The sequence below is a fragment of the Brachybacterium sp. GPGPB12 genome (assembly GCF_038396325.1).
Lineage (GTDB): Bacteria > Actinomycetota > Actinomycetes > Actinomycetales > Dermabacteraceae > Brachybacterium > Brachybacterium conglomeratum.
Genome location: NZ_CP149573.1, coordinates 1,876,796 through 1,903,578, shown reverse-complemented (window position 1 = coordinate 1,903,578; position 26,783 = coordinate 1,876,796). Strand labels below are relative to the sequence as shown.

The 26,783-nt window shown below is 72.3% G+C and carries 25 protein-coding genes and 4 pseudogenes; 17 read left to right on the top strand and 12 right to left on the bottom strand.

Annotated elements, in window-relative coordinates:
* Positions 1-975: 975 nt before the first annotated feature.
* From WKH84_RS11105 to WKH84_RS11095, 3 genes are read right to left on the bottom strand one after another with little or no spacing between them, the layout of a single operon-like run.
* Positions 976-1,272 (bottom strand): DUF4235 domain-containing protein, encoded by a 297-nt coding sequence (locus WKH84_RS11105; protein ID WP_341856662.1) that lies wholly within the window; start codon positions 1,270-1,272, stop codon positions 976-978.
* Positions 1,273-1,329: 57 nt separating this feature from the next.
* Positions 1,330-1,713 carry a DUF3618 domain-containing protein gene (locus WKH84_RS11100; RefSeq protein WP_341856661.1) on the bottom strand — a complete coding sequence of 128 codons (384 nt, stop codon included), beginning with the start codon at positions 1,711-1,713 and terminating at the stop codon, positions 1,330-1,332.
* Positions 1,665-2,057 (bottom strand): phage holin family protein, encoded by a 393-nt coding sequence (locus tag WKH84_RS11095; protein ID WP_341856660.1) that lies wholly within the window; start codon positions 2,055-2,057, stop codon positions 1,665-1,667. The genes WKH84_RS11100 and WKH84_RS11095 overlap by 49 nt, the downstream gene beginning before the upstream one ends.
* A gap of 577 nt (positions 2,058-2,634) precedes the next feature.
* Here WKH84_RS11095 and WKH84_RS11090 point away from each other — a divergent pair.
* Positions 2,635-3,141, top strand: coding sequence for a YhjD/YihY/BrkB family envelope integrity protein (locus WKH84_RS11090; RefSeq protein ID WP_341856659.1), 507 nt, complete (start codon positions 2,635-2,637; stop codon positions 3,139-3,141).
* Positions 3,138-3,659 carry a YihY/virulence factor BrkB family protein gene (locus WKH84_RS11085; protein WP_341856658.1) on the top strand — a complete coding sequence of 174 codons (522 nt, stop codon included), beginning with the start codon at positions 3,138-3,140 and terminating at the stop codon, positions 3,657-3,659. The genes WKH84_RS11090 and WKH84_RS11085 overlap by 4 nt, the downstream gene beginning before the upstream one ends.
* Before the next feature lie 685 nt (positions 3,660-4,344).
* Here WKH84_RS11085 and WKH84_RS11080 read toward each other — a convergent pair.
* Complete coding sequence (locus WKH84_RS11080) at positions 4,345-4,554, bottom strand: HAMP domain-containing sensor histidine kinase (RefSeq protein WP_341856657.1); 210 nt, start codon at positions 4,552-4,554, stop codon at positions 4,345-4,347.
* Positions 4,555-4,702: 148 nt separating this feature from the next.
* On the opposite strand from WKH84_RS11080, the gene WKH84_RS11075 reads away from it, so the two are divergent.
* A complete protein-coding gene (locus tag WKH84_RS11075; RefSeq protein WP_341856656.1) occupies positions 4,703-5,002 on the top strand; it encodes a carbohydrate-binding protein in 300 nt (99 codons plus the stop codon).
* A gap of 464 nt (positions 5,003-5,466) precedes the next feature.
* Here WKH84_RS11075 and WKH84_RS11070 read toward each other — a convergent pair whose 3' ends face one another.
* The 4 genes and pseudogenes from WKH84_RS11070 to WKH84_RS11055 all read right to left on the bottom strand — a co-directional run bounded on the left by WKH84_RS11070 (position 5,467) and on the right by WKH84_RS11055 (position 9,075).
* Complete coding sequence (locus WKH84_RS11070) at positions 5,467-5,955, bottom strand: patatin-like phospholipase family protein (RefSeq protein WP_341856655.1); 489 nt, start codon at positions 5,953-5,955, stop codon at positions 5,467-5,469.
* Between the two features lie 238 nt (positions 5,956-6,193).
* Positions 6,194-6,445, bottom strand: a pseudogene (locus WKH84_RS11065) (patatin-like phospholipase family protein); the annotation flags it as partial.
* Positions 6,446-7,117: 672 nt separating this feature from the next.
* Positions 7,118-8,254, bottom strand: coding sequence for a Gfo/Idh/MocA family oxidoreductase (locus WKH84_RS11060; protein WP_341856654.1), 1,137 nt, complete (start codon positions 8,252-8,254; stop codon positions 7,118-7,120).
* Entirely contained in the window at positions 8,251-9,075 is an 825-nt protein-coding gene (locus tag WKH84_RS11055) for a sugar phosphate isomerase/epimerase (protein ID WP_341856653.1), read from the bottom strand. The genes WKH84_RS11060 and WKH84_RS11055 overlap by 4 nt, the downstream gene beginning before the upstream one ends.
* Before the next feature lie 172 nt (positions 9,076-9,247).
* On the opposite strand from WKH84_RS11055, the gene WKH84_RS11050 reads away from it, so the two are divergent.
* From WKH84_RS11050 to WKH84_RS11040, 3 genes are all read left to right on the top strand, one after another.
* Positions 9,248-10,012: a TetR/AcrR family transcriptional regulator gene (locus tag WKH84_RS11050; RefSeq protein WP_341856652.1), complete on the top strand. Its 765-nt coding sequence runs from the start codon at positions 9,248-9,250 to the stop codon at positions 10,010-10,012.
* Positions 10,013-10,451: 439 nt separating this feature from the next.
* Positions 10,452-11,474, top strand: a complete 1,023-nt coding sequence (locus tag WKH84_RS11045; protein ID WP_341856651.1) for an MFS transporter — start codon at positions 10,452-10,454, stop codon at positions 11,472-11,474.
* Entirely contained in the window at positions 11,471-11,638 is a 168-nt protein-coding gene (locus WKH84_RS11040) for a hypothetical protein (protein WP_341856650.1), read from the top strand. Before WKH84_RS11045 ends, WKH84_RS11040 begins: the two co-directional genes overlap by 4 nt.
* Positions 11,639-11,880: 242 nt before the next feature.
* On the opposite strand, the gene WKH84_RS11035 is transcribed toward WKH84_RS11040, so the two are convergent.
* Complete coding sequence (locus WKH84_RS11035) at positions 11,881-12,930, bottom strand: hypothetical protein (protein ID WP_341856649.1); 1,050 nt, start codon at positions 12,928-12,930, stop codon at positions 11,881-11,883.
* A 308-nt stretch (positions 12,931-13,238) separates the two neighbouring features.
* Here WKH84_RS11035 and WKH84_RS11030 point away from each other — a divergent pair.
* The 6 genes and pseudogenes from WKH84_RS11030 to WKH84_RS11005 form a co-directional block, all read left to right on the top strand.
* Positions 13,239-13,613 (top strand): annotated as a pseudogene (locus tag WKH84_RS11030) (AAA family ATPase); the annotation flags it as partial.
* Between the two features lie 73 nt (positions 13,614-13,686).
* Positions 13,687-14,271, top strand: a complete 585-nt coding sequence (locus tag WKH84_RS11025) for a MoxR family ATPase (protein ID WP_341856864.1) — start codon at positions 13,687-13,689, stop codon at positions 14,269-14,271.
* On the top strand, positions 14,268-15,773 hold the full coding sequence (locus tag WKH84_RS11020; protein ID WP_341856863.1) for a DUF58 domain-containing protein: 1,506 nt from the start codon (positions 14,268-14,270) through the stop codon (positions 15,771-15,773). The genes WKH84_RS11025 and WKH84_RS11020 overlap by 4 nt, the downstream gene beginning before the upstream one ends.
* Positions 15,770-15,937 carry a hypothetical protein gene (locus tag WKH84_RS11015; RefSeq protein ID WP_341856648.1) on the top strand — a complete coding sequence of 56 codons (168 nt, stop codon included), beginning with the start codon at positions 15,770-15,772 and terminating at the stop codon, positions 15,935-15,937. Before WKH84_RS11020 ends, WKH84_RS11015 begins: the two co-directional genes overlap by 4 nt.
* 216 nt (positions 15,938-16,153) lie before the next feature.
* Positions 16,154-17,809, top strand: a complete 1,656-nt coding sequence (locus tag WKH84_RS11010; RefSeq protein WP_341856647.1) for a DUF3488 and transglutaminase-like domain-containing protein — start codon at positions 16,154-16,156, stop codon at positions 17,807-17,809.
* A 55-nt stretch (positions 17,810-17,864) separates the two neighbouring features.
* On the top strand, positions 17,865-18,170 hold the full coding sequence (locus tag WKH84_RS11005) for a hypothetical protein (protein WP_341856646.1): 306 nt from the start codon (positions 17,865-17,867) through the stop codon (positions 18,168-18,170).
* 16 nt (positions 18,171-18,186) lie between these two features.
* Here the strand turns inward: WKH84_RS11005 and WKH84_RS11000 are convergent, their stop codons facing one another.
* Positions 18,187-18,429: a hypothetical protein gene (locus tag WKH84_RS11000; protein ID WP_341856645.1), complete on the bottom strand. Its 243-nt coding sequence runs from the start codon at positions 18,427-18,429 to the stop codon at positions 18,187-18,189.
* Complete coding sequence (locus WKH84_RS10995; protein ID WP_341856644.1) at positions 18,393-19,628, bottom strand: FAD-dependent oxidoreductase; 1,236 nt, start codon at positions 19,626-19,628, stop codon at positions 18,393-18,395. Before WKH84_RS10995 ends, WKH84_RS11000 begins: the two co-directional genes overlap by 37 nt.
* A 530-nt stretch (positions 19,629-20,158) precedes the next feature.
* Between WKH84_RS10995 and WKH84_RS10990 the strand changes: the two genes are divergently transcribed.
* Positions 20,159-22,000 (top strand): bifunctional UDP-sugar hydrolase/5'-nucleotidase, encoded by a 1,842-nt coding sequence (locus WKH84_RS10990; protein WP_341856643.1) that lies wholly within the window; start codon positions 20,159-20,161, stop codon positions 21,998-22,000.
* On the top strand, positions 21,997-23,427 hold the full coding sequence (locus tag WKH84_RS10985) for a lamin tail domain-containing protein (protein WP_341856642.1): 1,431 nt from the start codon (positions 21,997-21,999) through the stop codon (positions 23,425-23,427). The genes WKH84_RS10990 and WKH84_RS10985 overlap by 4 nt, the downstream gene beginning before the upstream one ends.
* A 54-nt stretch (positions 23,428-23,481) precedes the next feature.
* Here WKH84_RS10985 and WKH84_RS10980 read toward each other — a convergent pair whose 3' ends face one another.
* Positions 23,482-23,616, bottom strand: a complete 135-nt coding sequence (locus WKH84_RS10980; RefSeq protein ID WP_341856641.1) for a hypothetical protein — start codon at positions 23,614-23,616, stop codon at positions 23,482-23,484.
* Positions 23,617-23,714: 98 nt separating this feature from the next.
* Between WKH84_RS10980 and WKH84_RS10975 the strand changes: the two are divergent.
* From WKH84_RS10975 to WKH84_RS10965, 3 genes and pseudogenes are all read left to right on the top strand, one after another.
* A pseudogene (locus WKH84_RS10975) lies at positions 23,715-24,605 on the top strand (ExeM/NucH family extracellular endonuclease); the annotation flags it as partial.
* On the top strand, positions 24,600-25,157 hold the full coding sequence (locus WKH84_RS10970; RefSeq protein WP_341856862.1) for an S-layer homology domain-containing protein: 558 nt from the start codon (positions 24,600-24,602) through the stop codon (positions 25,155-25,157). The pseudogene WKH84_RS10975 and the gene WKH84_RS10970, both read left to right, overlap by 6 nt.
* Positions 25,158-25,231: 74 nt before the next feature.
* A pseudogene (locus WKH84_RS10965) lies at positions 25,232-26,209 on the top strand (APC family permease); the annotation flags it as partial.
* Between the last annotated feature and the right edge of the window lie 574 nt (positions 26,210-26,783).

The following is a 26,783-nucleotide window of genomic DNA, read 5'->3' as shown; positions in this document are numbered from 1 at the left end:
AGGTGCCGCGGCGAGCCGAGGCCGCGCACGAATCCCTCGAGCAGCAGGTACGCGATGCCGGGCAGGGAGAGGCGGCTGAGATGGTCGCGGCTGGTGCCGTGCACAGCGATCACCTCCCCGTCGAACGGGGCGAGCACCTCCTGCCCGAAGGACGGGAACCCCTCGGGCCGACGCATCGGCGCCCAGAACGGATCCAGGGCCCGGGGCGAGGCGCCCTCGGGCTCGTGGGTGATGTCCAGGGCGTAGGTCTGCGCGAGATGATGGGTGTGAGACGGGACCGATGAGGCGGGGGAGTTCAGGCCGCGCCACCGCCCGCACACCGGCACCGCGACCGGCACCGGGTCCTGCTCCTGCGAGGGGCGCTGGAGGCGGGTCCGGAGGAACTGGCCGACCAGGCCCAGCACGACGAGCGCGACCCCCAGCAGATAGAAGACGTCGATCCCGCGGCCCAGCGAGACCGTCACGATGATCAGGAGCGCACCGAGCGGGAGCGCCGGCCCGGGCAGTCGCAGCACGGAGGACATCGAGGAACCTTGCCGGTGAGGGGGGCGGAGATGCACCCACAGTACGCACTGCCGGCCTGGTCCGTCCCGGGTCTTCCGCGACCGCTCAGAGGGGCCTCGCCGCCTGGACCCTCAGCGTCGGGCTCAGGCGGCGCGGACCCCCGGCCGGCCCGACGGCCCCGGGGCGACCGACGGGTCAGTGCCCGTAGCCGCTTCCCGGCTCGGTCCGCTCCTCCGCATCGATCTCGTCCTCTCGCGCCTCGATGATGCCGTCGTCGCCGCTCGGCCTCCTCGCGGGAAAGCCTCTTGGTGCGCTCGTCGACGAGGTCCTCGATCTCGTCCGTCGACGAGCTCTCCTCCCCCTGGTCCTCCGGGTTGGGGCGCGCCTCGTCATCAGGGTGGTGCATCGGTGTGCTGGTCATCTCGGTACCTCGTCTCCTGGTCGATCGGTCCGGTGGTGTCTCCGGACGCGTCAGTCGCCGGGCCACTCCCCGAACGTCTTCTCGAAGGCTCGGGCGCCGCCACGGTCCACGAGCGCCTTGACCGTCGCGTAGATCGCGCCCTGGAGCGCGGCGGCGATGAGGATCTCCCGCGGCGGGAACTCGGACTCGAGCGCCTTGGGGGTGTCCTTCGATCGTGAGGGAGAGGCGACCTTCCAGAGCCGCTTGAACAGCACCCCGGAGAGGGCGCCGCTGAGGATCCCGCTCGCCAGGCCGACGGGCCGGTACAGGATCTTCGCGGACGTGCTGGTGGGCTTCCGATGGGCCATGGGGTGCTCCTTCGCGCAGTGCAGTGCAGTGTGGCGGACGCGGCCGGGAGGGCCGGGTCAGCGCCGGCGGGTGATCAGCAGGCCGACGGCGGCGAACACGGTCGCGCCGGCGACCGCGGCGAGCGCCGCCGGGACGGGGCTGTGCGGGTCGGCGGCTGTGTGCCGGGCGTGGGAGAGCGTGGACCGTGCGCTCTCGCGGGCGTGGTCGACCTGCTCACGGGCGCGGTGCGTGAGCCGACTGATCTGCTCATCGGCCTGCGCCTTCGGGTCGAGCTTGTCGGAGAGGGCCTCGACCGTCTCGCCCAGCTCGCGGCGGGTGCGCGCGATGTCGGCCTCGATCTCGTCGGGGCTCGCGTCGTCGGCCGGTTCGCGGGGTTCGCCGGCGCCGGGGTTCACGCGGTCGTTCTCGCCCTGGCCGGGCATGGCGACTGAGTGGGACATGTCAGATCCGCTCCTTGATCTCTCGGGCGTCGCGGCGCACGGTCTCGACCGTGCGCTCCGGCGCGGGGGTGAGGCCCTCGGCCTTCTTCTTGCCGAGCGGCCGCGGCGATCCCCGCTGCGATGAACACGGCGGCGGTCACGATCAATGCCGCCGCCCAGGCCGGCAGGAACAGCGCCAGGACCAGGATCAGCGTCGCCAGGAGCGTGCCGACGCCGAACCAGGCGAGGATCGCGCCCGCGCCGAACAGCCCGGCGGCAGTCCCGCCCTGCTTGGCCTTCTCGGTGTACTCGGCGCGGGCGAGCTTCAGCTCGTCCCGCACCAGCCGTGCGGTCTGCTCCGACAAACGGTCCACGAGGTCGGCGACGGACGGTTCACCGGGGGGTCGAGAGGTGGTCACAACGTGCTCCCTTCGCAGTGTCCGCGGCGCCCGCCCGGAGCGGGGGCCGCGGGGGCCGGGGCGAGGCGCGCCCGGCCCGTACGTGGTACTGGCCACAGCTTAGGGACGTCACGGTCCGCTCAGCCAGGAGCCGGCCGGGACGGGCCGCAGAGATCCACAGCATCCGGCGCTCACCTGCGACGCTGCGGCGAACGCAGGCATCTTGTGAAGGAACCCGACCGGACGGTCACGGTGGTCGCACCGCGCCCCACCTGCGGGTGCGCTCGCTTGCGCGCCGTGGCGCCGCCCAGGACGTGCCCGCGGCGCCGATCGCGTGGTCTGATCGTTTCAGGAGTGCGGGCGCCCCGCCGCGGGCCTCGAGGGGCCTGTGCGGGTCCCGCCAGGGCTCGGCCCGCGCTCGTGAGCAGGAAAGAGGAGCGAGCATGACCGCGAAGAGCACCGAGCCCGACGCCCACCCCGCCGACGCACCCGACCCGGAGGATCCCCGCAAGCCGGACTCGCCTGCGGAGGTGACCGCACCGTCGTGGAAGTACGTCTTGGCACCACCATCCGAGAGTTCTCGGCCGACGCCTGCACCGACCTCGCCGCGGGCCTGACCTACCGCGCTGTCCTGTCGATCTTCCCCGCCCTGATCGCGCTGGTGTCGATCCTCAGCCTCTTCGGGCAGGACGAGCAGTCGGTCACCTCGGTGCTCGACCAGGCAGAGGGCATCGTGCCGCCCGACGCCTGGGAGACGGTGCGCCCCGCGCTCGAATCGATCCTCACCGCGCCCGCCGCCGGGCTCGGCCTGATCATCGGCCTGATCACGGCGCTGTGGTCGGCCTCGACCTACACCAAGGCCTTCGGCCGGGCGATGAACATCATCCACGACGTGCCCGAGGGGCGCGGGGCGATCGCGCTCAACCTGCAGATGTACCTGCTGACCGCGCTGTTCCTGATCCTCGGTGCGGTGGGTCTGCTGATCTTCGTGCTCTCCGGGCCCGTCGCCGAGGCCGTGGGCGCGCCATCGGCCTGGGCTCGGTCGCCGTGACGGTGTGGAATATCGCGAAGTGGTTCGTGCTGGCCGCGATTGTGGTGCTGGTGGTGGCGCCGCTCTACTACGCGACGCCCAACGTGCAGCGACCCCGGTTCCGCTGGGTCAGCCTCGGTGCGCTGATCGCGATCGCCGTCGCCGTGCTCGCGAGCGTCGGCTTCTTCCTCTACGTCTCGAACTTCGGCGGCTATGACGCCACCTACGGCGCGCTGGCCGGCGTGATCATCCTGCTGTTGTGGATCTACCTGATCAACGTGATCCTGCTGTTCGGTGCCGAGGTGGACAGCGAGATCGAGCGCGGCCGCGAGCCGCAGGCCGGCATACCCGCGGAGGAGGAGCCGCAGCCGCCGCCGCGCGACACCAAGGCCAGCGACAAGAAGGCGAAGAAGTACGCGGCGGACGTCGAGCGCGGCCGGAACCTGCGCGAGAGCGCCGGACGCGACCAGGAGGACCCCGCCGCCGGTCCCTCGAGCCCGTCGGCCGATCATTCCGCGGAGCGCGACCGGCGCTCTTGAATCGCGGGCACCGGAGTGCGAGAGCACCGCAGCGAAGACGGAGATCGCGCAGACCGTAGATGTCAGAGCGGACGTCAGCTCTCGCGGCGGCGCGGCGCTCATGCGCGATGCGCGCCGTCAGTCCCAGGGGTGCTCCAGCTGGCACGCGGAACCGGTGCATGGCCGTGCGCTCGCCGCCGAAGAGGAAGGCCTCCCGCGCACTCTCGCGGACGGCTCCGACGAGGCAGTCCTGGTGGCGCAGATGCCGTTGGGTGATGCCGATGACGAAGTGCGAGCACTCGCATCCCTTCACGTGACCACCTGCACCATCGCCAACGGCTCTCGCAAGGACGGTCGCCTGGTGTGCCGAGGGTGCGCTGGACGAGGAGGGCAAGATCACCAGCGCCCGGATTCGTGCCGATCTGCTCGACACCGACGGGGCCGTCTGCGATGTCCTTGGTGCAGAGACGACGGCTCGCGATCGCATCGATCTCTACAGGCATCACCGTCTGCTCTCGCTCGAACTCGTGGAGGACATCTCCGAGAACCCATGCGGCTCCGCAGTGCGGGTCTCGGCGCGTGTGCGGTGACGACGTCCGAGAGCAGGAAAGCGCACCCCGTGCAAGGAGTGGGAGTGGCGATGGAGGCGACGTCGACCTCCATCGAGGAATGCACTACGGCAGAGGCCAGGAGTTCCGGGCGGCGGTCATTGCTCGGCAGGCCCCTCGACGGGCAGGCGCACCGTGGAGCTCGAACCCACGCCCCGTTCCGAGGCGACCGTGATGTCGCCCCCGTGGGCGCGCACGAATCCGCGGGAGATCGCGAGCCCCAGCCCGGTGCCGGGGACCGCGGCGTTGCGCACATGCTCGGTGCGATAGAAGTTCTCGAATACGTGCCCGCGCTCCTGCTCTGTCATCCCGATTCAGCCCCTACCAGTTCTGGAGCGAACGCAACGCCTACACCGCCGGCACCAAGGTGGTGTGGCGGGGCAACGTGTACATCGCCAAGTGGTGGAACGAGGGCGAGGCGCCTGACAACCCCGTGCTCCAGGACTCCGAGACGCCATGGACCCTGATCGGGCCGGTTCTCCCAGGGAGACCCCCGCCCCCACCCTCGAGGTGCCCGACGACATCGCGCCCGCATGGACCGGATCCGCCACCTATGAAGGCGGAGAGATCGTGCTGTTCGACGGCACCCTCTACCAGGCCCGCTGGTGGACCCAGGGCGACAGCCCCGAGAGCGCTCACGTCGACGCGAGCACCTCGCCCTGGCGGATCCTCGACGACGACGAGGTGACCGAACTGGTCGAATCAGGTGGAGTCGCCCCGAGAACCTCGGCCCCCTCCGACGGGGGCGGGGACTGAGCCAATGGAGCCTGTACTTCTCCGGTGGCGATGCGCATGATGGCGACCCCGTACTCGGAGTGTCGGCGTCGATGAACCAGGTGATGACTCGGCTCCCACTGCTGGTGGCCCCACCGCGAGATCCTCGGCCAGCTGATCATCCTGCTCGGCACGCACCTCAGTATCGCGGTGCTGAGGGGGCCGCCGTTCTTCTCCGGAATCATGGCCTCCGCCGAGGCGGGGCTGGTCTCGAGCGCCACCTGGATCGCCCTCATCACCTGGGCGCACCGCGGCCATGGAGAACCACATGAGCGTGCGGTGCGGGAACGATTCCGCGGGAAGAAGGATGCTTCCGCGCAGGAGGGATCCGGGGAGGTCGCAGCGGTGCGATCCTCCCGCACAGCGAGCGGCCCGGACACGGCGTACTCGATGCCGCTCGCCACGAGCCGGCGTGCATGGCGGCACGCGGCGACCGGCTCCGGCCCCTATGCCCGGAACCGCGCCACGTACCGCTCGAAGTCCCACGCCTCGTGCGCCTCGTCCCCGTCGAGGAACTTCGTCGCCGCCGTGCGGCCCTCGCGATACAGCGGCTCACGCTCGGCCTCGGAGAGGTCGAACTGGGTGGGACGCACCGCGGCGGTGTCGATGAAGATCGTGCGCGCCACGGCGTGGGAGGCGTCGATGTGCATCCGGTCGTAGAACCCGGTGACGGTGTCCACCACCGCCTTGCCGAAGGAGAGCGGGCCCCGGATGTGGTTGCGCACACCGAAGTCCGCCTCGGGTTTCGCGGAGAGCTTGAGGCCGAAGGTGGGCCAGCGGGGCGGCTCGCCGCCTGGGCGGTCGTAGACCGAGGTCGGGAAGTTCGAGAGCATCCCGCCGTCGACCAGCACGGACGTCCTGCCGTGGGTGTTCTTCCACCGCACGGGGCGGAAGAACAGCGGGATCGAGGCCGAGGCCCGCACCGCCTCGACCACCCGCAGGCTGCTCCGGCGCGGTGCCGAAGGCGTCGGCGTCCGTCGGCAGATAGCGCAGGCGGCCCGCGCTCAGATCCGAGGCGGTCACCACCAGGCGGAAGGCCTGCGCTCCGCTCAGCTGCTCGTCCGGGTCGGGGTCGCGGTAGCGCAGATCCGCGAAGGTGCCGGTCCAGTCCGGTCCTGCGTGCTCTTCCAGCTGCCGCTCGAGCCAGGCCGCGAGCGCGTCCCCGCGATGCACACCCAGGTGCGTGAGGATCGCCAGGCCCTTGCCCAGCATCGTCCGGGTCCACCGCGGCCCGTCCTCGAACGCCCGGTAGTCCGTTCCGCGCAGGATCTCCACCATCTCCGCGCCGGCGATCCCAGAGGTGGCCAGCGCTCCCGCGATCGCGCCGGCGGAGGAGCCCGCCACCCGGTTCACCCGGTAGCCGCGCTCCTCGAGCACCTCGACGGCGCCGGCCAGGGCGATGCCCTTGACCCCGCCGCCCTCCATCACGAGGTCGACCCGACGCGAGAGCTTCTCGTCCCCGGCCCGCGCAGATTTGCCCTCAGCCCCGGCGTGCGCAGATTTGTCCTCATCTCTCGCGTGCGGGTGGGCGCTCGGCGGGGTGTCGGGCGAGACGGCAGGCCGCGGGGACGTCATGGCGCCCAGGCTAGGGGAGCGGTCCGACGCCGAGCCGACGCGGCCCGACCGCGGGCAGGCCGGTGGACAGATCCACGACGCAGGGATAGCGAACATGGGCGAATGGCGTGCTCGAAAGCCCATGTCTGCTGACCGGCCGACCTGCGACGGCGCGTCATGCAGGACCTCGCTCGGGCCGAAAGTTTTGTGCCTGCGGCGACTCATGCGAGCCCGCAGATGAGTCCTCACGGCCACAAAAGCTCACCGGCCCCGCGCCGGCCGGGTCCACGACGTCGCTTCCCGCCGCCGAGACGTGGCGATGTGACGGTATTGGGCCTCATACCATCACAAACTCAGGTCTCGATCGCGTGTTGCCCGGTCTGCCCCGTCCAGCCCGCACCCCGCGCCGTCCCGTCCTGCCCCCACCCACGCAACAACCCGCCGAGGCCGATGCGATCGCTCGCGCCGACCCCGGCGGGTCAGAATCCTGCGGAGGCCCTGGTCAGAGCGCCCTGCTCGGACGCTCTGCTGAGAACCCCCTGCTCAGAGCGTCCTCGCCAGCGGGTCGAAGCCCTCGGGCGACACCGGCACGGTGTCCACCGAGGACTCGACGGTGACGAACTCGCCGCGCTCGGCCGACTCCTCCGCGGAGAGCATGATGTCCAGCACGTGGTAGCCCACCTCGCCGCTCGCCACGTGCGGGCGGTCCTCCTGGATGGCGCGGACCATGTCCAGCAGGCCCAGGCCGCGGCCGGTGACCGGGCCCTCCTGCTGGATCTCGATCCACTCCTGCTCGGGCGGGGCCTCGCCGAAGGACTCGAAGGGGCGCACGTAGGCGATGCGGCCCTCGAACATGTTCGGGTCGGGGATCGACAGCGACCCCTCGGTGCCATGGATCTCGACGATGCCCTGACGGGCCAGCGGCGAGTCGAAGCTGACCAGCGACGTGCCGGTCTGGCCGCCCTCGAACTGGGTGAGCACCGAGATGGTCGACGGCGGCTCGACGGGGAACTTCTGCCCCTTGTTCGGGCCGACGAGGATCTCGCGCTCCTCCTGCGCCTTCAGACCCATCGCGGCGACCTTCTCGACGGTGCCGAACAGGCTCACCAGGGTGGTGAAGTAGTAGGGGCCGATGTCGAGCAGCGGGCCCGCGCCCTTGGCGAAGAGGAAGGCGGGGTTGGGGTGGAACACCTCCGGGCCCTGCCACTGCATGGAGGTCTGCGCGAACAGCGGGCGCCCGATGAGGCCGTCGAGGATCGCGCGCTTGGCGGTCTGGACGCCGGCGCCGAGCACGGTGTCGGGGGCGCGACCGATGCGCGACCCGGCCTCGTCGGCCTGCTTGAGCGGCGCGGCGGTGGACTCGCGGTCCAGGCCCAGCGGCTTCTCGGTCCACACGTGCTTGCCCGCGGCGATCGCCTGCGAGGAGATCTCCGTGTGCACGGCGGGGATGGTCAGGTTCACGACGACCTGCACGCCCGGGTGGTCCAGCACGTCCTGCGCGGTGCCGGAGGCGGGGATGCCGTACTTCTCGGCCTGGGCCGCGGCGACCTCGGTGTTGAGATCGCCGAGGATCAGGACCTCGAGGTCGGGGAAGGTGGTGAGGTTCGTCAGGTACTGGTCGGAGATGACTCCGGTGCCGATGAAGCCGACGCCCACGGGGCCGTTGAAAGGGGTGCTCATGCTGCGAGTCCTCCGTCGATCAGGAAGCGGTAGCTGTTCTCGACGTCCGCGAAGACGTCGCCGGGGGCGTTGTCGTACTCGATGACGGCGTACTTGACGTTCGTCGCGGCCTTCATCGCCTCGACGGTGGGCACCTCGCCCTGGCCGGCGTGGCGCTGGTCCAGGCTCGAGGAGCTGAACTTCGGGGCGCCGGGAGCGAAGGGGTTGGACTCGGGCTTGATGCCGTCCTTGACGTGGATCGCGACGAGGCGGTCGCCGAGCTCCTGCACCAGCGCGACGACGTCCTGGCCGCCGACGAGGGCCCAGTACAGGTCCAGCTCGATCTCGACCGACGGATCGATCAGCGACAGGAAGCGCTGGTAGGCGGTCTGGCCGTCGAAGTCCGCGAGGAACTCCTGGGCGTGGTTGTGGTAGCCGACCGCGAGGCCGAACTCCTTCGCCTTCTCGGAGGCGGCGTTGAGGCGCTCGGCGATGTCCTTCACGCCGTCCTCGGTGAGCCAGCGCTCGGTGGGGACCATCGGGTCGATGACGGTCTTCATGCCGATCTCGGCGGCGGCCTCGAACACGACCTCGTTGGAGGGGGTGGGGATGGAGCCGTCCGGGGTCCACAGCTCGTCGGAGAGCGGCGGGGCGTGGCCGGTGGGGGAGGCGAGGCCGGAGGCGTCCAGCGCCGCGCGGATCTCCTTCGGCCGGCGCACGAAGTCGAAGGCCTCGACGTTCTTCAGGCCGATGCCGGCGAGCTTGTCGAGGGAGCCGTTCATGTCAGCGGAGAACTCCGCGGCCAGCGTGTACAGCTGGACGGAGGCGAGGGGCAATGCCACGGGTGACCTGCTTTCGGTACGTCGTCGTCAGAGGGCGGGTCGCACCGCGGTCGCCGTGCCCGAGGTGGTCGTCCGGGCACGGGGACGGTGCGTGGGCGACAGCGTAGCACCGGATCCCACCAGTTGGAGGTTTTGCCTGGGATCGGCGGCCGACGGCGCATACTGTGGCGCCATGAGCACCGACGACGAGCCCGCCGAGGACCCCGCGAACCCTGCCGCGAGCTCCGCCTCGAGCCCCGCCGGGGATCCCGGGACCTCTGCAGACGGCCCCGTGAGTCCTGCCGACGACGCCGCCGGACCGGCTGGTCCGTCGGCCGCCGGAGCGCCGCGGGCCCGCGGCATCGGCCGCCAGGGCTCCTACTCCAAGGGCATCGCGCGGAGGCGGGAGATCCTCGACCGCGCCATCGAGGTGTTCCGCGACCGCGGCGCCGACGGCACCTCGCTGCGCCGGATCGCCGAGGCCATCGGCGTCTCCCACGGCGCGCTGCTGCACTACTTCTCCTCCCGCGAGGAGCCGCTTGTCGCCGTCTACGAGCACGCCGAGCGCCGACGCGACCTCGACCGTCTCGAGCGGGAAGGTCCCACCGCCCTCGACGACGAGCTCGCCGTCGAGGTGATGGCCAATGCCGCGATGGCGAACCTCGAGGTGCCGGGGCTCGTCCAGCTCTACTCGACGCTGGTGGCGACCTCGCTGGAGAGCGAGCGCGGACCGGCGAAGGAGTTCTTCACCGCCCGCTTCGAGAACGTGCGCGGCGGCCTCGCGACCCGCCTGCGCGAGGACCAGGCCGCGGGCCGGGTGCGAGCCGACGTCGACCCCGAGCAGATGGCGGCGCTGATCGTCGCCGCCTCGGACGGCCTGCAGATCCAATGGTCGCTCGAGCCCTCGATCCAGCTGCAGCAGACCCTCGAGCTGTTCGCGGTCTTGCTGGAGCCGTGAGGGGCTGACGGGGCAGTACGGGGGACGCGCACCGACGACAGGAGAATCACCGATGACCAGCGGATGCGGCTCCGGCCGACGGCACGCCCTGCTGGGCCGGGGTGAAGGGTGCACGCTCGGACTGGTCGTCGATCCAAGGAAAACTCTTAAAGTTGGATGGTTGACCGTGGCAGACCACCTTAAGAGCTATCCAGGGCCCGAGTGACGCGGCCCTGTCTGCGAAGTCTCTTCTGCCGGGCCGCACTGGTCCGCTGTCGGCGCCCGACCATAGGCTGAGCCCGACCCCGGCCCTCTGACCAGCGCCTCTCCGGCGCAGACGGGCTCCGCACGAGAAGCCTGCCCCGCCCCACGAGATCCACGAAGAAGGTCGATCCCCACGGCCACGCCGACCCTGCGCCGCTTCGGCCCGCTCCGAGACCGTCACTCGCGCGCGTATCTGATGACCGCCGGCCTGTCGATGATGGGCGACAACATCGAGCACGTGATCACCTACTGGGTGCTGTGGGAGGTGTTCGCCTCGCCGTGGCTGGTGGGCTTCCAGGTGATCAGCCACTGGTCGCCGTTCCTGCTGTTCTCGGTGCTGTTCGGCGGTCTCGCGGAGAAGTACGACTGCCGACGCATCATCCAGATCGCCCAGGGCCTGTTCGCGTTCGTGTCCCTGAGCTGGGGCCTGCTGTTCCTGACGGGGACGCTGGAGATGTGGAGCGCCTGCGTCTTGCTGGTCTTCGCACGGCGCGCCGGGGCGCTGTGGGGTCCGGCCGAGCGGCTGATGCCGCACGACTTCGCCGAGCCCGCCGAGTCGCCGAGCGCGGTGCGGCTGAACGCGACGTTCAAGTCCGTCGGCGTGCTCGCGGGTCCGGTCGTCGGCTCGGTCCTGCTGCTGCTCCTGGGGCCGACGTGGGGGATCCTCGCCAACATCGTCTTCTACCTGCCGATGACGCCGCTGATGCTTGCGCACCCCGTTCACCGGCCACTCCCGCGGCGGCTTCGTGCGCCGCGAGCGGGTCTCGATCCTCGACACCCCGCGGGTCTTGCGCACCGTCGGCGGCGACAAGGTGCTGGTGGGGATGATCGCGCTCGCCGGCCTGATCGCGGTGTGCGTCGGCGCGTCGCTGCAGGTGGCGATGCCGAACTTCGCCCAGGTGCTCGGCGCCGGGGACGAGGGCGGTCTCGGCTACGGCGCACTCCTGTTCGCCAACGGGATCGGGGGAGTGGTGGGCGGCTTCCTGCTCGAGGCCACCGGGATCCTGAAGGTCGACGTGCGCGGTGCGGTGATCGCGGCGGTGATGTTCGGGCTGACCTCGCTGATCGTCGCGACCACGACCAGCTATCCGATCGGGCTGATCGCGCTGGTGATCGGCGGCGTCGCGAATCTCGCCGCGACCGCGATCGGGCAGGCGCTCGTGCAGGCTGCGCGCCCCGGAGGACCAGCGCGGCCGCGTCGTCGGCGTCTACTCGATGATCGGCGCCGGCATGCGCACCGGCAACGGGATCACGATCGGCTGGCTCGGCGCGGCGCTCGGCGTCAGCGGCGCCGTGGCCGTGGGCGGGCTCGCGCTCGTGGTCGGCGCGCCGCTGATCGGCGTGCTCATCGCGCCGCAGACCCGCCGCGGCGCCCCCGCCTGACGCGGGGCTCCGGCGCACCATCCGCCCCGGCGGGCGCTGGTCACCGCATCCGGCGTTCCGACCGCCGCCGGGCTCCGCGCCGCTCGACTCGACCGGTGCGGAGCACACCTTTTGTGAGCCCACGACTCATGCGGGCGCCGACATCGGTCCTCCAGGCCACAAAACCTGCGTCGTCGAGGCACTCGGCCCGGTGAACGAGCAGTCACCGCCGGGGAGGCGCAAGACGGGCGCGCGCCGACAGCTCAGCGTCCGCGGCGGATCTGGTGGATCTTCAGCCCAGCGCCGAGGAGGATCGCGGCGGCCGCGATCCCGGCGGGGACCAGCATGTTCGACCCGGTCGCGGCGAGCGCATCGCCGTCGGAGGACTCGGAGCCCGAGCCGTCGTCGCTCGAGCCGCCGTTGTCGGAGCCTGCGGGCACCTCGATCTCGGAGGCGTCGGCCGACGGGTCGATCACCGTGCGGGCCTGGTCGGGAGTCGTGCCGACCGAGCCCGAGGACACGCCGCCCGCGAACAGCTTCGTCATCAGCACCGCGAGCGCGGCCGACTGCTTCTGGTCAGCGGTCGCCTCCTGCTGGGCGGCCGGGAAGTCATTGGTCGCCGAGCCGGGCGCGGCCGGCGGCCGCTGCGGTGCCGGCTTCCGGGCCGCGGCGTTCTCGCCGGAGGAGGCGTTGGTGTCGCCGTCCTGCTCGTCGCCGGGGAGGGAGTTGGTGGGGGTGCCGGACGCATTGGTGTCGCCGTCCGGTCGCGCCCCGGAGCCTTCGGTGCTGTCGGCCTCGTCGGACTCGCCGTTGTTGTCGGAGTCCTGGTTCTGCTCGTTCTCGGTGTTGGAGCCACTGCCGTTGCCGGACTCATTGGTGCCGGAGTCACCACCATTGCCGGAATCGCCGTCGGCTACCCCGTTGTCGTCCGAGTTCTGGTCGCCGCCGTCCTGCTCCTGACCGTCGTCATCCGAGCCAGGCTCCTCCGCGTCCTGGTCGTCGTCGCCGCCGGCGGGCGGACGGGGCTCACCAGGGTCCGGATCTTCGGGCCGTTCGATGACCGTGAACGAACGGTTGTCCTCCCAACCGTTGATCTCGATCTTGAACGCGTAGTTCTCACTCGGCTGAGCATCCTCGGGGACCTGGAAGGCCACGGATCCGCGCCGCCTGGGGCAAAGAGAAATTGAGTCAAGTTTCGTGTCCGAGCCGTCTGGGGCGATGACGACGACGTTTGCTGCCCCCTGGATTGGGCCACGGAAACACTGCACTTCAAGAGTTACGCTCTTGCCCTGCTCGACCGTCGCCGGTGTCACGTTCAACGTCGTCTGGTACTCCCCGCTCGCGTCTCGAGAGCAACCCCCGTCAGAAGCACCGGGCCCGGGCGGCGTCGCGGGGGCATCACCGAACGCGACAGCGGGTCCGGCGACGAACGCCGCGAGCGAAGCAGCGACCCGGCAGAGGACTGGGCGACGGTACGGCGGACAGACATCGGAACCCTTCGGAGACAGTGGAGGACCAGCCATACTGTAGGAGGCGACGGCGCCCCGGGGGACCTCGATGGATTCATCCCCCGGCAAACTTTTCATGAAGACCGCTGGGGCGCGCATCGGAGGAGCCTGTGATGATCCTGGAAGAATCCGGTGCTGGAACCGCCCCTGACCTGCAGGGGAGCGAGGTGCCCGAGGTCCTGTCGGAGCAGTGGGCCCACCAGATCGCCGAGGACGCCTCCGCGGTGGTGAGAGAGATCGCGACCGTCGTCGAGGGCAAGGAGGAAGTGGCCCGGATCGCGGTGCTGGTGCTCCTGGCCGGCGGGCACCTGCTGATCGAGGACATCCCCGGCGTCGGAAAGACCATGCTCGCCAAGTCCCTCTCCGCCGCGCTCGGCGCGGACCGCCACCGCATCCAGTTCACCCCCGACCTGCTGCCCGGAGACGTGACCGGCGCGAGCGTGTTCAACCAGGCCAGCGGGGAGTTCGAGTTCCGTCCCGGCGCCGTGTTCACGCAGATCCTGCTGGCCGACGAGATCAACCGCGCCTCCCCGAAGACCCAGTCCGCGGCTGCTCGAGGCGATGGAGGAGCGGCAGGTCAGCGTCGACGGCACCACCTACGAGCTCGCCGAGCCGTTCATGGTCGTCGCCACCGCCAACCCCGTCGAGATGGAGGGCACCTACCGCCTCCCCGAGGCGCGGCCGCGACCGCTTCCTCGCCCAGACCTCGATGGGCTATCCCGTCGCCTCCGCCGAGGCGCGGATGCTCGAGGCGCAGGCCGGGCCCGTGGCCGAGGGGGACCGGGACGTGGTCGACGCGGTCCGCCGGCGCACCAGCCCCGAGCGGATCGCCGCCCAGGTGCGGGCGGTGCGCGCGTCTACGCCTCGCCCGTGATCCTGCAGTACGTGGTGCGCCTGGCGGAGGCGACCCGCTCCCACCCCCAGGTGACCCTCGGCGCCTCGCCCCGCGCGGCCGTGCACCTGGTGCGCGCCGCGAAGGCGAACGCCGCGCTCGCCGCCCGCACCTTCGTCACCCCCCAGGACATCGCCGACGTCATCTTCCCCGTCTGGCGCCACCGGCTCCACCTGACCCCGCAGGCGCTCTCCCGCGGCGCGAGCGCCGGGGAGCTCGTGGACCAGGTCCTGCGCAAGACCCCGCAGACGTGAGGGGCCGCGCACGCACGATCCTCCGCCCCACCGGGCGGGGCGTCGTCGTGCTCGTGGCCTGCGCGGCGCTGTGGTCGCTGGGCGACCTCACCCGCATCGAGCCCGCCCGGCGGCTCGCCGCCGGCCTCGTGCTGGTCCTCGCCGTCGGAGCGATCGGGATCCTCGTCGCCGGCCGCGGCATCTCCCCGCGGCGCCGGGTCGTGGACGACGCGGTGCCCGTCGGCGGCTCCGCCCGAGTGATGCTCGAGATGCGGCACCGCCCGTGGATCACCGTGGTGCCGCTCGGCCGGGGCGTGGTGCGCGAGCACCTTCCGGAGGAGCTCGGCGGCCAGGGCGACCTGCCGCTGGCGAGGCGGATGCCGCACGTCGCGCACGTGAGTCGGCGCGGCGGCCATGCGCTGGGCCCGTACTCGGTCCTGGTGCGCGACGTGTTCGGGCTGTTCCACCTCCGCCGCACCGTCGAGGACGGCCTGCGGATCACCGGCCTGCCCGTGGTGGCCGAGATGTCGACCGCCGCGGAGCGCTCGACCGGCATCGCCGACAGCGCCGTGGCCGCCGCGGCGCCCGTCGCGGGAGTGGGGGAGATCGGCCCGATCGCCCGCCCCTACGCCACCGGCGACGACATCCGCCGCATCCACTGGCGGGCCAGCGCTCGCACCGGCACGCTGATGACCCGCGAGGACGAGCCGACCGCGGGCCGCGGCGCCGTGGTCGTGCTGGACACCACCCGGCGGGACGGGCTCGAGGGGCAGGTCGAGGAGGCGCTCGTCTCCCATGCCGCGACCGTGCTGGACTCCCTGGGCCGGAACGGCTGGGAGGTGCGGATCGTGGACGCCTCGGGCGACGAGATCACCCGCACCCAGCGCCGACGCGGCGTCCCCGGCCCGTCCCTGCTGGGCGGCGAGGCCGACGCGCTCGAGCGCCGCGCCTCCCTCCTCGCGCTCGCCGAGGTCGACTTCGACGACGACGAGCGGCACGGCGTGGGCCGCGACCACGCCGCCGGTCATGCCGAGCTCGCGATCGCGCTCGGCGCCGACCTGGGCGAGCCCTTCGCCGGCCTCGAGCTGGACCGCTTCGCCGGCCGCGCCACGCGCCGCACCGCGATCGCGCTGGAGGCGGCGCGCGCCCGAGGAGGAGCCCGAGACTCTCCGCCGCGCTCGCCGCATCGGCCCCGCCGACGGCGACGACTTCGGCCACGCCCACGAGCAGCACGCCGAGCGGCTCGCCGCCGCGCGCGCCCAGCGGCCGCCGCGCCGCTCGCGCCTGGGCACCTGGGCCCTCGTGCGCGGCTCCTCCGCCGACACCCTCGACGACCTGCTCACCACCGCCGTGGAGGAGCCGCGATGAGCCCGCTGATGGGCCGCCCCTCCCTCGAGGGCCCCCACCTCACCGGCCGCGCCCTCTCGCTCCTGATCGCGCTGCTGCTCGCCGCCGCGCCCACCTCCCAGCCGCTGGCCGGCACCTCCTGGCTGGTGCTGACCCTGACCGGCGCGCCCCCGTGATCCTCGGCGGGATCGTGTTGCGCCACCTGCTCTCCCGGACCGTGCTGGTGCCGCCGCTCCAGCTGGGTCTGATCCTCGTGCTGATGCTCGTCGTCGAGACCGCCCAGGGGCTCGCCCCTGGGCCGACGGCCCGGCCGCGGTCCTCGCCGCCCAGCCCGAGGTGATGCGGCGGGGAATCCAGGAGCTTGCCTCCGGCCTGCCGCCGCTGGCGCTCGGCGCGCCGGGGACGGTGCTCATCGTCGTGCTCGTCGCGCCGCTCGCCCTCTTGCTGGACCTGCTGTACCTCGACCTCGGCTGGCACACCCCCACCGCCCTGCTGCTGATGGGCACCGTGCTGGTGCCCGCGGCCGCAGCGACCCTCGGGCGGGGCGTGGTGGCAGGTGGCCGCGCCGGTCGCCGCCGGCGCCGCGGTCCTCGCCGTTCGCACCGTCCACGGGGACCCCCGCTATCTCGAGGGGGACCGCCGCCCGCAGGCCGGACCCGTCCCCGCTCCGGGCCGCACCCTCGGCGCCGCGGTGCTGTGCGTCGTGCTCGTCGCCGCCGGCGCCCCCGTGCTCGGCGCGGCCCTGCCCCAGCTGGTCCCGCCGCGGATCGCGCTGAACGTCGACGTGCTGAACCGCTGGCAGGACCCCGACACCCCGCGACTCGGCCCCGTCATGATCGACGACGACGTCTCGGTGCGCCGCTCCCTGCTCGAACAGTCCGACACCGAGGTCTTGCGCTTTACCACCACCGCCGAGGACCCCTCCTACCTGCGCCTGCGCACCCTGAACCGCTTCGACGGGGAGACCTTCCACGCCGGCGACGGGGAGGAGCCGGACCTCGTCTCCTCCTTCTCCGACGCCCGTGACGACGGCAGGGCGGTCAGCGGCGGCACGGGCGATCTCGAGGAGACCGACGTGGAGGTGATGAGCCTGGGCGGGGACCGGTCGCCGATGCCGGAGAACGTGCGCGAGGTGAGCTCCCCGTCCCCGGCGCTGGAGCGTGCGCTCACCCTGCGGCCGGTCGACGGGGAGGCGGCGCTCGAGTTCGTCCCCGAGGGACTGACCGGGCAACAGTACACCGTGCTCTCCGAGCCGCGCTCCTCCACCCCCGAGCGGCTCCGGGCCGTCACGCCCGCCGCGGCGAGCGTCCCCTTCGACACCGGCTACACCGACCGCGCCGAGGTGCCGCAGGTCGCGGCCGACCTCGCCGAGCGGCTCGTCCAGGACGCCGGGGCGGAGAACGGCTTCGACGCGGCCGTCGCCTTCCAGGACTACTTCCGCACCGCCTTCGCCTACTCCCTCACCGTGAACACCCCGCCGGGGGAGGACCCGCTGGAGTCCTTCCTCGAGGACCGCATCGGCTACTGCGAGCAGTTCGCCTCGACCTTCGCGCTGATGATGACCGCGCAGGGGTATCCCGCACGGGTCGTCATCGGCTTCACCGCCGGGGACGCCGACGGGGACGAGCGCACCGTCAGCGCCCGCAACGCCCACGCCTGGCCCGAGGTGTGGTTCGGCCCCGAGCAAGGCTGGGTCCAGTTCGAGCCCACCCCCGCCGCCGCGAACAACGGCGTGCGCACCCCCGAGGTCACCGACCTCTCCGCGAGCGAGGAGGACGTCGAGACCCCCGAGGCGACCCCCGACACCCCGACCGCGGACGAGGAGAGCGCGAGCAGCGAGGGGGGCACCACCGAGGAGCAGAGCGGCGCGAGCACCGAGGAGGACGAGACCGCCGAGCAGGGTCCCTCGCCCCAGACGGTCCAGCGCATCGAGTGGGGGACCGTGAGCGTGCTCGGCCTCGGCGCGCTCCTGGCCGGCGCCGCGGCCGCCGTGGTGCTGGTGATCCGGCGCCGACGGATCCGCTCCCGCGAGGAGCGCTGGGCGGCGCTCGGCGGCGGAGCGGGGAGCGTGGCGCGGGAGACGGCGGGAGCGGAGAGCCCGCTGCGGAGAGCGGGGGCGGCCCGTCCGGTGCGGCGAGCGACGGCTCCGTCGCCGCGCTCGAGGCCGAGCGGGCGCGCCGCGCCGCCGGCGAGCTGGCCTGGTCGGAGCTGACCCACGAGCTCGAGGTGCGGGCGACGGCGATCCGCTGGCTGGGCCTCACCGGCGCTTGGGGCTGGCCGCCGATGCGCCTCGCGATGGACCCGGCGCGCCTCCGCACCGCGCCGTCGAGCAGCTGCTGGACCGCATCGCGGAGGGCACGCCCGAGGTCACCGCCGAGGACCGCGCCGCCGCCGCCCGCCTCGCCGACGCCTATACCGCCGCCGCCTACGCCGCACCGCTCCCCGCATCGGCCACGGTCTCCGCGCCGAGCGGCACCGCATCATCGAGCGACGACGCCGCCGGCGGGACGGCGCGACACCCCCTGCGCCATGACGCCGACCGGATCGTCGGGCTCATCCGCACCGCGCGCTGAGCCTCGCGGGGCCGGATCAGTCCTGGGAAGGGGCGGCGACGTCGGCCGCGCCGGGAGCGTCCTCGGCCGCCGCCCGGTTCTCCCGCGCCCCGGCATTCAGCCCGAAGAGGCGGTTCGGGGCCTGCTCCTCGAAGATCCTCGCCGCGCGCAGCGAGTCGACCTCGCCCACCACGGGGTTCGGCTGATGGGTGCCGCGGGTGCCGCCGTACAGCGAGACGAGGTTCATCGCGACCGCGCGCTGGTTGCGGTGGCCGAGCATCTTCGTGATGTGCACGCCGAGCCAGGCCGCCCAGCCGAGCGATCCGGAGAGCCCGCCCACGAAGGGGATCTCCGCGATCGCGGCATGGCGACCGATCGTGGCCATCGTGCCGAGGTTCGTGTACGAGAACTTCGGGCGCGCCCTTCCCCCGACGTCGGCGGCGATGGACTTCGCGACGGCCGCGCCGGTCTGGATCGCGGGTCGCGCGAGCTGGGGAGGGCCTCGTCCTGGGCGGCGACGTCGCCGGCGGCGTACACCCCCGGCATGCCCTTGACCTGCAGGTGGTCGTCCACGGCGATGCGGCCGCGCCTGTCCTGCGGCAGGCCCCACCGGGAGACCGCCTCGGGGATCGCGACGCCGGCGGCCCAGATCGTGATGTCGGACTCGAGGATCGAACCGTCGTCGAGGATCACGTGGTCGTAGCCGACCTCCTTCACGCCGTGGCCGAGGCGCGGCGACAACCCCGCGGTCGCGCGACTCGTCGGCGGCGTACTGGCGGTACTTGTCGCTGAACTCCTTGAGCGCAGCTCGTCGCCGCGCTGCAGCACCGTGAGCCGCAGGGTCCCCGGATCCATCTCGGGATAGAGGATGTCCAGCTCCTGCATGCGGAAGTCCGCCAGGGCGCCGGCGATCTCCACGCCCGTCGGCCCGCCGCCGACGATGCAGACGTGGAGCTTGTCGTGGGTGACGCCGGCCTCGCGGCTTGAGCGCTCGAGCTCGGAGAAGACCCGGTCGCGGATGGCGAGGGCCTGCGCGCGCGTGTACATCGGCATCGCGTGCTCCTCGGCACCGGGGGTGCCGAAGTAGGTGGTGGTCGCGCCGTTGGCGAGCACCAGGTAGTCGTAGGAGAGCTCCTGATCGCCGCGCTGGCCCTCGTTGAGCGTGACGACCTTCCGCTCCGGGTCGACGCCGACCACCTCGCCCTGCCGGTAGCGCATGTTGGGGACCTTCAACGAGAGGCCGCGCAGGAACATGGTGACGTCGCCCGGGTTCAGACCAGCGGTCGCCACCTGGTACAGCAGCGGCTGGAAGGTCTTGTAGACGTTGCGGTCGATCAGGGTGACGCGCACGCGGGCGTCGCGCAGGCCCAGCACGGCGTTGGCACCGGCGAATCCACCGCCCACGATGACCACGTGGGGCCAGCTCGCGCCGTCCTTCGCGGGGACCGTGGGACGGCGGGTGAGGAAGGGCAGCGACATGGGGAGGACTCCTAGGGGCGACGCGTCGGCCGACGGGGCGCGGCGGTGGCCGGCCGGGTCGTGCACCGCGTCTGATCGAGAGGGAGAGCGGCGGAGTGAGCGGGCTTCGGGCGGAGGCGGGATGTCCGTCGGCCGGTCCGAGATCGTCGGGCCGATGCCGCGATGCGGGCGACCCGGTCCGTCCAGAGTCCTCAGCGATGCTACCCATTTCTCCGCCCGACAGCACGGCCGACGGCCGCACAGGTCGTCACGACTCACATCCTGCCCGGAGCTCTCGGCGGCCGGGGTCTCTCTGCTCGGCACCGCCGACGACGGGCGCGCAGCGGTCTCCGCCGTCGGCAAAGGGTTCGTCAAGCACGGCAACGATGCAGGTCAAGAAGCCAGTGCAGAGGGACGGAATAGATGAACTTTCGGTGACGGCTCGATACCGGTTCCGGGAAAACGGGTTCTGGAGCTTCCCGATGGGGTGAGATGACATGGCGCACACGTGCGCCCTCCTCGACTCCGCCTCGTCCCCGGGAGCCTCCTCCATGCGTGTCCACCCCGCCCGCCGCGCCGTCCGCGGCGCGACCGTCGGCCTCGGCGCCGCCGCCCTCGCCGTCTCCGGCGCCCTCGTCCCGATGAGCGCGGTCGCCGCCGAGCCCGGCCAGCAGATCACCCTGATGGGCTTCAACGACTTCCACGGCGCGCTCGGCGGCGCCTCGGCCCTGGCCTGCCAGGTCGAGACGGTGCGGGCGGAGAGCGACACCTCGTTCCTGTTCTCGGCCGGCGACAACGTGGGCGGCTCCGCCTTCGAGTCCGCGGTGCAGAACGATGAGCCGACGATCGACGTGCTCAACGCGCTCGGCGTCGACGCCACCGCGATCGGCAACCACGAGTACGACCAGGGTCAGGACGACCTGTTCGAGCGCATCGGGCCGCGCACCGAGTTCGCCGACCTCGCCGCGAACGTCTACGACGCCGAGGGCGAACGGGTGCACGACGCGTTTACGATCGTCGAGCGCGACGGCGTGAAGGTCGCCGTGATCGGCGCTGTCACCACGAAGACCGTCGGCAAGGTCAGCCCGGCCGCGATCGAGGGCCTCACCTTCGGCGATCCGGTCGACGCGGTCAACGACGTGATGGGCGAGCTCGAGGCCGAGGGCGTCGAGTACGACGCCGCGGTCGCGCTCTACCACGAGGGCGCCTCCGGCGGCGGGGAGGTCGGTGCCGCCCCCTCGAACAGCGATCCGATCTTCGAGAAGATCGTCTCCGAGACCGATCCCGAGGTCGACGCGATCTTCAACGGCGACTCCCACCGCACGTACGCCTACCAGGCCGCGGTCCCCGGCGAGGAGGGCGAGACCCGCCCGATCCTCCAGACCGACTCCAGCGCCGCGAACCTCGGCGCCGTCACCCTCGAGCGCGACGCCGAGGGGGACTGGGACGCCGCCGCGGCCCCCGCGCCGCGCCCCACCGACGCCGAGTGCGCGACCTCCACTCCGGTCACCGAGGAGGTCACCTCGATCGCGCAGACCGCGATCGACGAGGCCGCCGTCGTCGGCGCCGAGCCCGTCGGCTCGATCTCCGGTGACATCACCACCTCCTGGGACGACTCCAAGGCCGAGTACGCGGACGGCGCGCGCACCCCGAGCGCCCCGGTCACGAACCAGGCCACCACCAAGGGCGACAACCGCTTCCGCCACTCCGCGGCCGGCAACATGCTCGCCGACTCCATGAAGTGGTACCTCGAGGACGCCGGGCTCGCGGGCGAGAGGGAGGTCATCGGCTTCATGAACCCCGGCGGCATCCGCGCCGAGCTGTGGGACGCCTCCTCGCCCACCGGCGAGGGCGACGGCGTGGTCACCTACGCCGAGGCCAACGGCATGGTGCCCTTCGGCAACACCCTCAACTCCGGCGAGGTCACCGGCGCCCAGTTCAAGCAGATGCTCGAGGAGCAGTGGCGCTGCACGGCCGACGGCGGAGGCGTGGACGAGGGCGACGAGTCCTTCCTCGCCTTCAGCGTCTCCGAGAACGTCGAGTACGTCTCCGACAGCGACCGCGAGAGGGACGACCGCATCCTCGAGATCCTCGTGAACGGCGAGCCGATCGACCCCGAGGGCACCTACACGATCGTCACCGCGAGCTTCCTGTTCGAGGGCGGCGACAACATGTGGGCGCTCTCCGAGGCGCAGGACGTGCGCGACACCGGCGTGCTGGACCGCGACGCGTTCATCTCCTATCTCGAGGCCCACCCCGACCTCGCCCCCGACTACTCGCAGCGTCAGGCCGATCTCCAGCTCGTCGGCGGCGCGGACGACGACGCCCCGGTGCCGCGCGGCTCTCGGGCCTCGAGTCCCAGAGCCTCGGCGCCCCCGAGATCACCTCCGTGACCGTCGACGCGGGCGAGCACGGCACCTTCGAGGCGCCTTACGCGAAGGACGAGGAGTCCGGCGATCTCGTCGCCGACGTCACCCTCCCCGCGGACCTGTGCGCCACGGAGGCCTCGCCCATCCCGCTCACTATCACGACCGACCCCGCGGCGGGCACCTCGATCGAGACCGAGCCGCCCGTGAGCGAGGACTGCGGCGGCGCGGCCGACGGCGTCGTCGTCCCCGGCGACCTGCAGATCAACGAGATCTACGGCGGCGGCGGCAACTCCGGCTCGACCTTCACCCACGACTTCGTCGAGCTCGTGAACACCTCCGATCAGCCGATCGACCTCGCCGGCTTGTCCCTCCAGTACGCCTCCGCGACCGGCACCTTCAACTCGTCGGGCGTCCTCGCCCTCGAGGGCACCGTCCCCGCCGGCGGCACCTTCCTGATCCAGCTCGCGAAGGGCGCCGGCGGCGCGAGAGGCGCCGCCCGAGCCGGACCTCACCGGCACCACCGCCGTCTCCGGCACCCAGGGCGTCTTCGCTCTCTCGGACTCCGACGGCCGCCTGGTCTGCACCGGTGCGATCTGCGCCGAGGACCCGGCCGTCGTCGACCTCGTCGGCTGGGGCGGCGCGACCACCTTCTCCGGCACCGCCCCCGCCCCGCGCACCACGAACGCGACCTCCGTCGCGCGCGTCGCCGCGACCGGCGAGAACTCCACGGATTTCGTCACCGGCGACCCGACGCCCACCCCGTCGGGCGGCGCACCGATCCCGAGGAGCCGGAGGAGCCCGGCGAGACGGTCGAGGCGAGCATCGCCGAGATCCAGGGCACCGGCGCGCAGAGCCCGATGGTCGGGAAGAACGTGGTCACCGAGGGCGTGGTCACCGCGGTCTACGCGACCGGCGGCCTGAACGGCTACGTCATTCAGACCGGCGGCACCGGCGGTGCGCTGGACTTCTCCACGCACAAGGGCTCCACCGCCGTGTTCGTGCACTCCCCGGAGACCGCCTCCCAGGTCGCGATCGGCGACTCGGTGCGCGTGACCGGCGAGGTCTCCGAGTACTACGACTCCACCCAGATCTCCGTCGGCGCCGAGGGCCTCGAGCGACTCGAACAGTCGCTCGAGCCCGCGGAGCCCGCGACCCTCGCCGGCGGCTTCCCCACCGAGGAGGCGCGGCGCGAGAGCATCGAGCACATGCTCTACCTCCCCGGCGCGGAGGAGTTCACCGTCACCGACGTGTACAGCACCAACCGCTTCGGCGAGGTGGGCCTCGCGATCGGCGACCAGCCGCTGCAGCAGGCCGGCGACATCATGCGCCCCGGCGCGGAGGCCACCGCCTACTACGAGAGCCGCGACGCGCTCAAGGTGCTTGCTGGACGACGGCCGCACCACGAACTTCCAGAACAACCCCACCCAGCCGATGAGCTGGCTGACCACTGAGGAGCCCGTCCGGGTCGGGGCCACCCCCTCCTTCACCGAGCCCGTCGTGGTCGCCTACTCCTTCGACCAGTGGCGCCTGAACACCACCACCCCGTGGGAGTCGGCCTCGACCGACGGCGTCGACTTCGAGAACACCCGCCAGGACGCGCCCGACGAGGTCGGCGGTGACCTGCAGGTCAGCACCTTCAACGTGCTGAACTACTTCACCACCCTCGGCGAGGACACCCCCGGCCGCGAGCCCTACACCGACATCGACGGGAACGGCACCACCGTGCGCGGCGGCTCGCGATCTGCGCGGCGCGTGGGGAGCCGACGACCTCGAGCGCCAGCAGTCCAAGATCGTCGACGCGATCTCCGGCACCGGCGCCGACGTGGTGGGACTGACCGAGATCGAGAACTCGGCCCGCCTCGGGGAGGAGGCCGACGAGGCCACCGCCACCCTCGTCGCCGCACTGAACGAGAAGGACGGCGAGGGCACCTGGGACTACGTCCCCACCGGCGAGGCCTACGCCGAGCAGGGTCTGGACGGCGGCCAGGACGTGATCACCAACGCGATCATCTTCAAGCCCGCCGAGGTGCGCCCCGAGGGGCAGATGCAGATCCTCGCCGACGACCCCGCCTTCGACAACGCCCGCGAGCCGCTCGGCCAGGTGTTCGTGCCGATCGATGGCGACGGTGCCCAGCAGGTCGAGGGCGAGCCGTTCTTCTTCACCATCAACCACTTCAAGTCCAAGGGCTCGGCCGACGCCGAGGACTCCGGCCTCCCGGCCGACCCGGTCCAGGGCAACGCCCGCACCTCCCGCCTCCAGCAGGCCGAGGCGCCGCTGACCTGGGGCGAGCAGACCGCATCCGAGCTCGGCGTGAAGGACGTCCTGCACGGCGGAGACTTCAACTCCTACACCCAGGAGGAGCCCCTGCAGACGTTCTACGAGCAGGGCTTCGTCAACCTCGGCGAGACCCACGACCCGGAGGGCTGGTCCTACAGCTTCGGCGGCATGGTCGGCTCGCTCGACCACGTCATCGCCTCCCCGTCGGCCGCCGAGCGCGTCACCGGCGCCACCGACTGGCAGATCAACGGCCCCGAGTCGGTGATGGCCCAGTACGGCCGGCACAACAACAACGCGGTGGATCTCTACGAGGAGGGCCCCTTCGCCTCCTCCGACCACGACCCGATGATCGTGGGCCTGGACGCCGGGTACGAGGAGGCGCCGACCCTCCCGGACTTCACCGACGTGCGCTCCGACCACCCGTACTACGACGAGATCATGTGGGCGGCCGGCGGCGGCATCGTCCCCGGTGGGGAGGACGGCACCTTCCGTCCCACCCGCGCCGCGGACCGCGTCACCCTCGCCGCGGCCCTGTACGAGATGGCGGGCCGTCCCGAGGTGGAGGTCCCCGCGAGCTCGCCGTTCAAGGACGTGAAGGCCGATCACCCGCACTACGAGGCGATGCTGTGGGCCGAGTCCGAGGGCGTGCTCACCCTCAACAAGGGCGGCGCGTTCCGCCCGAGCGCGGCGCTGAGCCGGGGCATGGTCGCCGAGGCGCTGTACGCCGCGGCCGGCTCGCCCGCGGTGGAGTCGCCCAGCGGTGACGGGCAGGCCGACGCCATCGCGTGGTCGCAGGCCGAGGGCCTCGACGAGGGCATCGTGGACGGGGACGAGCTCCGCCCGAACGCCCGCGTCGACCGCGCCGAGACCGCCGCCTGGCTGTACCGCTTCGACCGGCTGTGAGTCCCGGCGCCTCTCCCGCCGTCCTCTCCCGCCGCCTCGGACTGCGCGACGCGGTGGTGATCGGCCTCGCCTCGATGATCGGGGCCGGTGCCTTCGTCTCCCTCGGCGCCGCCCAGGACCTCGCCGGGTCGCTCGCCCCGGCGGCGGTGCTGGTCGCCGCCGTGGTCGCGCTGTGCAATGCGACCTCGACCGCGCCTACTCGCCGCGCGACACCCGCCGCGGGCGGCACCTACCACTACGGCCGGGAGCGGCTCGGACCGTGGTGGGGGTTTCTCGCCGGCTGGTGCTTCGTGATCGGCAAGACCGCCTCCTGCGCGGCGATGGCGCTGGTCGTCGCCGCGTATCTCGTGCCCGAGCCGTTCCAGCGACCCGTCGCTGCGCTCCTGGTCGTGGTGCTGACGGGCGTGAACCTGGTCGGCATCACCCGCACCGCGGTGCTCGCCCGGGTGCTGGTCACGGTCGCGCTCGCCGCGCTCGTGCTGACCGGGGTGCGGTTGCTCGCCGGGGTCGTGGCGGACGGGCCGACGGGAGGCGCGGGCGACGGGGCCGGTGCCGGGCTGTGGGAGGTGCCCGGCCCCCTCGCCGGGCAGGCCGTCGGGCTGTGGGACGGCGGTCTCGCGGCCGTCGCCGGCGCGGGGGAGGGCGGCGCTCTCGGCATCGTCCTCGCCCTCGCGCAGGCCGCGGCGCTGATGTTCTTCGCCTTCGCCGGCTACGCCCGGGTGGCGACCCTCGGCGAGGAGGTCGTCGCGCCGCGCCGCACCATCCCTCGCGCGATCCTGCTCGCGCTCGCCGCGGTCGGCGCGCTCTACCTGGTGCTGTCGGTGATCCTCGTGCTGGTGGGTCCGGCACCGGGCGAGCAGGGCTGGGGCCCGGCGCCCTTCCGTGCGGCGCTGGACGCGGTCGGCGCGGGCGGGGTCTGGGCCGTGGTGGTGACCATCGGCGCGGTCGCGGCGGCCTCCGGCGCGGCGCTCGCGCTGGTCGCGGGCATCTCCCGCACCGTGCTCGCCATGGCGCGCGAGCGGGACCTGCCGCCCGTGCTCGCGCACGTCAGCGAGCGGTACTCGGTCCCGCGGCGGGCGGAGGCCGCGGCCGGCATCGCGGTGGTGCTCGCTGGTGCCGCTCGCCTCCGACGTGCTGGTCGCGATCGCCGCCTCGTCCTTCGGCGTCGCGCTCTACTACGCGGTCGCGAACCTCGCCGCGCTCACCCAAGCCGGGCAGTGGCGGCTGTTCCCGAAGGGGATGCAGTGGCTCGGCCTCGCCGGCGCGTCTTGCTCGTCGCCGCGGCCGCCCGGTCGCACGATCGTGGCGGGCCTGGTGCTCGTCGCCGTCGGCCTCGCCTACCGCGGACTCGTGCTCGCGGTGCGACGCCGCTGACCGGCCCCGCCGCCGCGCCGCGCCGCGCCGCGCCGTGTCGCCCTGCCCGCCGCTCCGCCCCCGGCGGCCCGGAAGCACCGAGTTGTTCGACGTCCGGTACCAGTTTTCTGGTACCGGACGTCGATCAACTGCTCGACCTCCCTCGGGCCGTCGAGTTCGTCGACGCGCGGTACCACTTTTCTGGTACCGGAGGTCGAACAACTGGCCGGGTGTGGCCTGCAAGGCGGCGGACATCGCGGAGCAGGGCGGGCA